This window comes from Bradyrhizobium sp. 61 (genome assembly GCF_023073075.1).
Classification (GTDB): domain Bacteria; phylum Pseudomonadota; class Alphaproteobacteria; order Rhizobiales; family Xanthobacteraceae; genus Bradyrhizobium; species Bradyrhizobium barranii.
Genome location: NZ_JADPIU010000057.1, coordinates 77,771 through 85,588, shown reverse-complemented (window position 1 = coordinate 85,588; position 7,818 = coordinate 77,771). Strand labels below are relative to the sequence as shown.

The 7,818-nt window shown below is 66.3% G+C and carries 10 protein-coding genes; 4 read left to right on the top strand and 6 right to left on the bottom strand.

Annotated elements, in window-relative coordinates; all coding sequences use genetic code 11:
- Nucleotides 1-94: 94 nt before the first annotated feature.
- Together IVB46_RS20910 and IVB46_RS20905 are read right to left on the bottom strand one after the other, a co-directional pair.
- A complete protein-coding gene (locus IVB46_RS20910) occupies nucleotides 95-1,120 on the bottom strand; it encodes a fatty acid desaturase family protein (protein WP_247311405.1) in 1,026 nt (341 codons plus the stop codon).
- Between the two features lie 3 nt (nucleotides 1,121-1,123).
- Nucleotides 1,124-1,828 (bottom strand): TetR/AcrR family transcriptional regulator C-terminal domain-containing protein, encoded by a 705-nt coding sequence (locus IVB46_RS20905; RefSeq protein ID WP_085402848.1) that lies wholly within the window; start codon nucleotides 1,826-1,828, stop codon nucleotides 1,124-1,126.
- Between the two features lie 346 nt (nucleotides 1,829-2,174).
- Between IVB46_RS20905 and rpsF the strand changes: the two genes are divergently transcribed.
- The 4 genes from rpsF to rplI all read left to right on the top strand — a co-directional run bounded on the left by rpsF (nucleotide 2,175) and on the right by rplI (nucleotide 4,650).
- On the top strand, nucleotides 2,175-2,681 hold the full coding sequence (gene rpsF / locus IVB46_RS20900) for a 30S ribosomal protein S6 (RefSeq protein ID WP_014495806.1): 507 nt from the start codon (nucleotides 2,175-2,177) through the stop codon (nucleotides 2,679-2,681).
- A 5-nt stretch (nucleotides 2,682-2,686) separates the two neighbouring features.
- Nucleotides 2,687-2,926 carry a 30S ribosomal protein S18 gene (gene rpsR, locus IVB46_RS20895; RefSeq protein WP_007592020.1) on the top strand — a complete coding sequence of 80 codons (240 nt, stop codon included), beginning with the start codon at nucleotides 2,687-2,689 and terminating at the stop codon, nucleotides 2,924-2,926.
- 128 nt (nucleotides 2,927-3,054) lie between these two features.
- Entirely contained in the window at nucleotides 3,055-4,032 is a 978-nt protein-coding gene (locus IVB46_RS20890; RefSeq protein ID WP_247311409.1) for a hypothetical protein, read from the top strand.
- Between the two features lie 48 nt (nucleotides 4,033-4,080).
- Nucleotides 4,081-4,650 (top strand): 50S ribosomal protein L9, encoded by a 570-nt coding sequence (gene rplI / locus IVB46_RS20885; RefSeq protein ID WP_247343378.1) that lies wholly within the window; start codon nucleotides 4,081-4,083, stop codon nucleotides 4,648-4,650.
- 69 nt (nucleotides 4,651-4,719) lie between these two features.
- Here rplI and IVB46_RS20880 read toward each other — a convergent pair whose 3' ends face one another.
- The 4 genes from IVB46_RS20880 to IVB46_RS20865 all read right to left on the bottom strand — a co-directional run bounded on the left by IVB46_RS20880 (nucleotide 4,720) and on the right by IVB46_RS20865 (nucleotide 7,505).
- Nucleotides 4,720-5,187, bottom strand: a complete 468-nt coding sequence (locus IVB46_RS20880) for a PaaI family thioesterase (RefSeq protein ID WP_247343375.1) — start codon at nucleotides 5,185-5,187, stop codon at nucleotides 4,720-4,722.
- A gap of 11 nt (nucleotides 5,188-5,198) precedes the next feature.
- Nucleotides 5,199-5,795 (bottom strand): TetR/AcrR family transcriptional regulator, encoded by a 597-nt coding sequence (locus tag IVB46_RS20875; RefSeq protein ID WP_247311418.1) that lies wholly within the window; start codon nucleotides 5,793-5,795, stop codon nucleotides 5,199-5,201.
- Between the two features lie 108 nt (nucleotides 5,796-5,903).
- Nucleotides 5,904-6,890 (bottom strand): hypothetical protein, encoded by a 987-nt coding sequence (locus IVB46_RS20870; protein WP_247311419.1) that lies wholly within the window; start codon nucleotides 6,888-6,890, stop codon nucleotides 5,904-5,906.
- A gap of 312 nt (nucleotides 6,891-7,202) precedes the next feature.
- Entirely contained in the window at nucleotides 7,203-7,505 is a 303-nt protein-coding gene (locus IVB46_RS20865; RefSeq protein ID WP_247311422.1) for a hypothetical protein, read from the bottom strand.
- Nucleotides 7,506-7,818 lie beyond the last annotated feature (313 nt).

Sequence of the window (7,818 nt, the reverse complement as noted above, 5' to 3'; positions counted from 1 at the left end):
GCTGATCAATCTTCCAGGGCCGAAAATACTTGCTCATGGACGCAAATAGAATCAGACTCCCGACCAATTGAACAGGGACTACTCGGACAGGCTCCTAGAATCCACCATTGGTCTGATTGGCGTCGACCGCCGCCCCTGCCTGCGCGCGGCGCGCGCTGTTCACGAGCTGCCCCGGCCGGTCATCCCGGTCCGGCTTCGCAGTCGCCAGCCGCAGCACCGCGGCGTAGCCCGGCTGCACCTCCATGCGGCCGGCGTGCCGGCTCGCACTCAGCAGGCGATGCACCTTCGGCAGATTGTAGCAGGGCACGTAGAACAGGAGATGATGCTCGAGGTGATAGTTCACGTAGTACGGCGCGATGAACAGCCGCTCGAGGAAATTCGCATGCGTGGTGCGGGTGTTGCGCAAGGGATCGCTGCTGTCGGGCACGACGGCGTGCTCGGCGATGTTGCGGATGCGGGTGATGACCATCATCCAGGTCAACAGCGGCACGAGCCATAGCAGCGGATAGGCCCACCACACGCCGGCTGCCGCGAGCGCTGCGAACATCGCGGCATTGGCGAGGCATTGCGGGCCGAGTTTCTCCCAGAAATGCGCAGCACGCTGCCGCAACGTCCAGTCCTTCGGCCCGAGCGCATTGAGCAGTTGCGCCTTGCGCTGCTGGTAGCCGGTCTGCCCGGTGATGTCGCGAATGAACTTGCGGCGATAGCTCAGCTTGGTGATCGGAAACGGCGCCGACAGCACGAGATCGGGGTCGTCTTCCTGCTGGGTGCGCGCGTGATGCTGAAGGTGATAGCGCCGATAGCTGCGCGTCTCCGCGAAGAGAGGATAGGCGCAGAACCATTGGCTCAGGGCCAGATTGGTCTTCTCGTCAGCGGACAGGCAGCCATGCGCGCCGTCATGCATCAGGATCGCGAGCCCGAGCTGGCGCGAACCGATGATGGCAACGGCGAGAATGTAGGTGATCGGGTTGGGCCACCACGCGACCAAGGCGATCGCTGCGACAATGAGTGCCCAGGCGTGGGCGATCAGCGCGACGCCTTTCCAGGTCACGCGCTGGCGCACGTCGGCGAGTTGATCGTCGGTCAGGAAATCGCGGGCACGCATGCGAATTGCGGTCATGGCCTAACCCTCCTCATTCGAACTGCCAGATGCGTCGCGCTCGTCGACCAGACGGAGCCGCGCCGTGTCGCTGGCTGATTTCGCCTGCTCGCCGAGCACACGCAGCATCTCGGCGCACAATTCATCCGGCGACCGGCCCATCGCGTACCCCTCGAGAATGACGCCGATGGCGACGGCCCAGAACCGCCGCGAGCTTTCGTCGGGCGCACGCAGGGAGCGCCAGCCGTGCCGCGCGACTTGGCTCGCATAGGCGCGTGCGCCTTCACCGTGCAGGCGCTCGATGGTGCGCTCGACCAGCGGCGCAAGATCCTGGCGCCGCCGGGTCAGCGTCAGCGCCTCGGCGAAGAAGGCGACCGAATCGCTCGCCGTCACGGTCTCGGCCAGCGCACGGGTGTAGTCCCGCGGCGTGCGCGCTTTCAGCGCTGCCTGCTCCGTCGCCCGCGCCAGATACAGCAGCTCGCGGCAGGCGCATTCGACGAACAGCGCCTCCTTGGTGCGGAAGTAATAGGTGATCTGGCTCGGGAACGCGTCCGCTGCGGCGGCGATGTCGGTGATGGCCGTGCCGGACAGCCCCCGCTCCCTGAACAGCGGGCTCGCCGCATCCAGCAGCAGCGACCGCATCTTGCGGCCGGCCGAGCGTGTGGCCCGGGCCGCATGCTTGGGGTCGCCAGCCGCCTCTAATGGCTCATGGACCGACTTTTCCGCCATTGGGGTCCTCTGCGTTGATTTCTTTGTATGCTATACAAACAAATAAATCAAGCTGGTGTGGCCCGCGAGGACCGGTCCGGCCGCCCGCACCGGAACCATCCGGGGCCGAAAACACGGCCCTCCAACCTTGCAAAGCCGGCCAAAATCCGTATAAGCGCGCCATCCGCAGACCCCGGCCGGGAGCTGAACGGACGGTCTCAGCAAATCATTCGTGATTTTGGTGTGGCAGGGCCAGTCGGCCCGTCGTCCCGTGTTTCCGCCTTCTGAGCTTAATCCCAGAGTCCTTTCCGAAGGCCTCTTAAGGGCTTGACGCCGGGCGATGCGCCAACATGAGGAAAGGACCATTATGGCTCTCTATGAGCATGTTTTTCTCGCGCGCCAGGACGCGAGCACGCAGCAGGTCGAAGAGCTGACTGCGCAGATGACCGGCATCGTCGAGGGTCTCGGCGGCAAGGTCACCAAGACCGAGAATTGGGGCGTTCGCTCCCTCACCTACCGCATGAACAAGAACCGCAAGGCGCACTTCGTGCTGCTCAACATCGACGCGCCGTCCGCGGCGATCGCCGAGATCGAGCGCCAGGAGCGCATCAGCGAAGACGTGATCCGCTATCTCAGCGTCCGCGTCGAGGAGCTCGAGGAAGGCCCGTCGGCGATGATGCGCAAGGCTGACCGTGACCGCGAGCGTGACGACCGTGGCGGCGGCTTCCGCGGCGATCGTGAAGGCGGTGGCTTCCGTGGCGACCGCGAGGGTGGTTTCCGTGGCGGCGATCGCGACGGTGGTGGCTTCCGCGGTGACCGCGGTCCGCGCCGTCCGCGCGACGAAGCTGAAACGACAACGCCGGATGCGGAGTAAGATCAATGGCTGAAGCTGGTGCACGCCGTCCGTTTTTCCGTCGTCGCAAGAGCTGCCCGTTCACGGGCGCAAATGCTCCGAAGATCGACTACAAGGACTCCAAGCTCTTGATGCGCTACGTCTCCGAGCGCGGCAAGATCGTGCCGAGCCGCATCACCGCGGTGTCGGCCAAGAAGCAGCGTGAGCTCGCCCGCGCCATCAAGCGCGCGCGCTTCCTGGGCCTGCTGCCCTACGTCATTCGCTAAGACGAATTCGGCCGGCGGCGACATCGCCGCCGGCCGCGCTTTTTTGGTTTCATAAGGCTTCCGGGTCGTCCGGTCGCCGATGGTTGGGGCGAGATGCCTCTAACCGCTCGAAGGGAGCGGGACAGCTGATGATGACTCTTGGACTGATAGCCCTGATCGCCGGCGCTGCGTCGGCCCTGATGTTCGCCTCGATCGTGTCGGGCGCGCTGATCTCGCTCGTCCTGTTCTATCTCGCGCCGCTGCCGCTGATGGTCGCCTCGATCGGCTGGGGCCCGCTTTGCGCGAGCCTCGGCGGCATCGCCGCTGCGATCGGCCTCGGCGCCCTGTTCGGCCTGCCCTACTGCATCGCCTTTGCCGTCACCGTCGCGCTGCCCGCGTGGTGGCTCGGCCATCTCGTCCTGCTCAGCCGACGGGTTGGACCCGTCGCGCCGGAAGCCGCCACCGAGCCGCCGGCCGAGCCCGAGCTCGAATGGTATCCGGTCGGCCGCATCCTGCTGTGGATCGCGGGCTTCGCCGCGCTGACCACGATCGCCGCCCTGCTCACCCTTGGCACCGATGCCGAGACCATCACCGGCACGCTGCGGCGCGGCTTGATGCGCCTGCTCCGCACCGCCGACCCGCAGACGTCAGGCGAAGCCGGTCAGTTCGTCGACGCACTGGTGTTCATCGCCCCGGCCGCGGCCACCATCGTCGCGATGATGACACTCACCCTCAATCTCTGGCTCAGCGGCAAGATAACGGCGACATCGGGCCGCCTGCTGCGTCCGTGGCCGGACATGATGACGGCCGAGCTGCCGCCGATGACGCTGGTGGCGCTCTGCATCGCGCTCGCGTTCTGCTTCACCGGTGGGTTGCTCGCGATGGTCGCGCAGATCACGACGGCAGCGCTGATGATGGGCTATGCGCTGACCGGTTTTGCCGTGCTGCACACGCTGACGCTGGCGCTGAAGAGCCGCACATTCTGGCTCGGCTCGACCTATGCCGTCGTCGTCGTGTTCGGCTGGCCCGTCATCGCGATGGTGATCCTCGGCCTCGCGGATGCCGTGTTCGGCTTCCGCGAGCGCTTCCTGCGCAGCCGCCAGCCACCGCCGCTGCCGACCTCTTAAGTTCAACCCCAAAACCCAACTCACTCAACACTTCAAAGGAGAACAAATATGGAAGTCATTTTGCTGGAACGCGTGAGCAAGCTCGGCCAGATGGGCGAAGTCGTGAAGGTTCGCGACGGCTATGCCCGCAATTTCCTGCTCAAGCGCGGCAAGGCGCTGCGCGCCACCGCCGACAACCGCGCCAAGTACGACGGCATGAAGGCCGAGCTCGAGGCTCGCAACCTCCAGTCCAAGGGCGAGGCGTCCAAGATCGCCGAGAAGATCGAGGGCAAGAACATCATCGTGATCCGTCAGGCCTCGGAAGCCGGCCAGCTGTTCGGCTCGGTCACTGTGCGTGACGTCGTCGTGGCGTTCGAAGCTGATGGTGTTTCGCTGGACCGCCCGCAGGTGCAGCTCGACGCGCCGATCAAGACCATCGGCAAGCACACCATCACGGTCGCGGTTCACCCCGAGGTCGAGGTCGAGGTTTCCGTCACGGTTGCGCGCAGCCAGGACGAGGCCGAGCGCATCAACCGCGGCGAGGACATCTCGACCCGCAACGAGGACCGCGATGCGGCCGCCGAAGCGATCGCCGCCGCCGGCGAGTTCTTCGATCCGGAAGCCCAGCAGGACGACTAGCCGGCGCCGGCTGCGGACGAGACCGAGAAGTAAGACCCGCGTTCGCGCAGGTTGCGACGCCCGGCCGCCTCAGGCGGCCGGGCTTTTCGTTTTCGCGGCGACGTCCTCGCTCAGCATCGCGATCGAGGCGAGCGCAGTTGCCGTATGCTTCTCGACACCGCCGTTGACGCAAAACACGTCGGCCGCGACCACCGAGACCTGGCGGCCCGGCTTGATCACCCTGGCCCGGCAGATCAGCTTCTCGCCGACCGCCGGCGACAACAGATTGAGCTTGTATTCCGCCGTCAACGCCGGCTGGCCGCGCGAGGTCGCCGCTGCGATCGTCGTGGCGTTGTCGACCAGGAAGGCGGTGACGCCGCCATGGAAGAAGCCGTGCTGCTGGAGCAGCTCGGGCCGGCGCGCGACCGCAATCGTGCAGGTGCCGCGCGACAATTCCGAGAGCCCGGCGCCCACCAGGTTCATAAAACCCTGACGGCCGACATTGGCGTGGATGCGCTCGGCGATCGGACCGAATTCGGGATCTGCTTCGGCTCGCATGCGGCTTCTCCTTATTGCTTGTGGATGCGATCGGGCGAACGCAGCGCACGGTTGGCGCAGGCGACAAGCGTGTCGGCTTCGCTGCGGGGATCGGCGCGGTCACGTCCCGAGAGAAAGGCGCGGCAGAAGATCTGGGCAGGGCCGATGAGCTGGCTGACGAACATCACCGGCGTCATCGGCAAAAGCTCGCCGCCGGCCACCAACGGCGCGCGCCAGCGCTCGATGCCTTCGGCAAGGCGCGCGTTCTGCGCGCGCTGGGCGTCGCGGACGTCCTCGCCCCATTCGCTGCGCGATATCTCGAAGAGATAGCGGGCCTCGCGCCGGCTCGACACCACCCAGTCGAGATGGGCCCGGATCAGCCGATCGATGCCCTGCCCGGCATTGGGCACCGGATCGAGCGCGGCCAGCACCGCGGCGTGATAGTGCCGCAGCACCTCCAGGAACAGCGCACCCGCCAGTTCCTTCTTCGATCCGAAGACATGAAAGAAGCTGCCGTTGGAGGCGCGTGCCCGCGCGCGGATCGCTGCCACCGTCGCAGCTTCGAAGCCGACGCGGTCGAACACGAAAAGCCCGGCCGCCAACAGGTCGTCACGCACGCTCGTCGTCATCGACGCCTCCTAGAGCGTAACTCTAGAGCATCGCTCTAATTGCGGTCAAGATGATGCGAAGGCCGCGATGCGGGCGGCCTTCGCAAATCGATGGAAAATCTGGCTCGCTTAGCGCGAAATCGGAGGTGTGGGCGGACCGGACGAGTCGGCTGGCGCCGCGGGTGGGGCCGCGGCGGTCGCGGGCGGTGCCGGCTCCTGCGGCTTGGCTGCCGGTTCGGAGCTCGCGGCCGGCTTGGGAGCAGCCTCCTCCGCCGGCTTGGCCTCGGCGGGCTTCGCGGCGGCAGGCGGTGCGGCCGGCGTGACCTGCGGTACCGGATCGGGCCGCAGCGCCGGAGTATCGCTGCCGCGCGGCTCGACCTTGGCACTATCCGGCCTGGCTTCAGCCGGCTTCTCCGCCGGCTTGTTCTCGGGCTTCGCCTCGTCACGGCCGGGCTCGACCTTGGCCGTGTCGGGCTTGGTGTCGGACTTGGTCTCTGCCTTTGGCTCGCTCTTCTTGTCTTCAATGGCCGGCGCGGCGGCGTCGACCTTCGGTGCTTCCTCGGTCCCGGGCTTGGCGCGACGCTTAGCTTTGCGTCCCTCGGGCGCTGCCTGGCCCTCGGACCTCGCACCTTCCTTCGATCCCTCCTCGGGTGGCCGTGCCGCGCGCTTCTGACGCGTCCCCTCGGACGCGGGAGCGGCAGCCTCGCCGTCCGGCTTGGCGGCATCCTGGGAGCGCTGGCGGCGTCCCTGATGCTCCGGCGCCTGGCCGGGCGCGGTATTGGCTTCCTTCTCCTTGGCGCCGTCCTTTTTGTCCTTGCCGTCCTTGGCCTGGTAGCGGGTGTCGGTGGCACCGTTGGAGACGAGATAGGACGCGAGCACGCCGGCCATGTCGGAGCTGGTCGTGTAGTGCTGGCGCAGGAAGCCCGGCAGCGAGCCCGGCGCCACCGTCTTCAACAGGCCGCGCGGGCTCTTGTGGCAGGCACTGCAGGTCTGCGCGAAAAGCTGGGATGGGGCCTTGCCGGCCTCGAGGTTCGTCGCCTGCGCAAGGACGGTATCGGTCGCGCCGAAGCCGATCAGAAGCAATACCGTCGCGAGGCTGAGCGCTCGGCTCGACATTCCCATCATCTCCATTGAATTTACGCGAATGCAGCCGGCATAAGGCGCGGCGGCGGGTCACCTTTTAGCGGATTGAGCCGCGAATGGAAGCAGCCTCCACACGCAAGGATGTGATTAAGCGCTTTTGGAATATCGGCTGTGATCACAGCGCAATAGCGCTGCAGCTTGTTCGAGTGCCGGTGGCCTCGTGAGACGACGCGTCGCCTGTCGGAAGCGGCACATCGTCGCAAAGTCACGACGCCGCAGACACCCGTCATCGTGCGCGCGAAGGCGGCGCCGAACCCGGACCTGACGCTGGTTGGTGAATGAATCCTAATGACGCAGGGTCGAGATCTGGGACGATCGGAAAGAGGCTGTTAACGCCAGTTGCGCTCGCAGGTCCGCGATGGTCTCGGGCGAGACCGGCTCGCGCCGCACTTCGGGCCGCTCGGCGTGCTGCATGGCCGCGATGAGGCCCGACAGCCAAAGCCGGCTGGCCGCCTCGCTTCGCCAATTCTGCTGCCGTTCTGGCCGCATCGCTCGCCTCGTTCCCTGGTGGCGGGAGACAACCCCCCGCCCGCCTTCCTGTTCCGGGTCGTACCCCGAAAGAATCCGGGGAGATGTGATCTGTTTCACATAAGTCTCGTCGGGCCCGGCTTAGACCGTCGCCATGAGCAAGCGGACCCAAACCTCATTCGACGTGCAGGACGACCTCCGCACCGATTACGCCCTGATCGCCACCGGCGTCGGAGCGGCCCTGGTTGCGCTGGTCTACCTCCTGCTGGTCTGAATCCGAGCCCAAGGCTCCCGGCGTGCGTCATTTCGCGCGCTTCTTGATACGTCTGCGCGCCAATCCATTAGGTTCACGTCACCCGGAGTTTTCCGTGGCGCGGTCACGGCCGCTTCCGGGACGGGCGAGTTCCGCAAAAACCGTCAAGCGCGGCGCGTG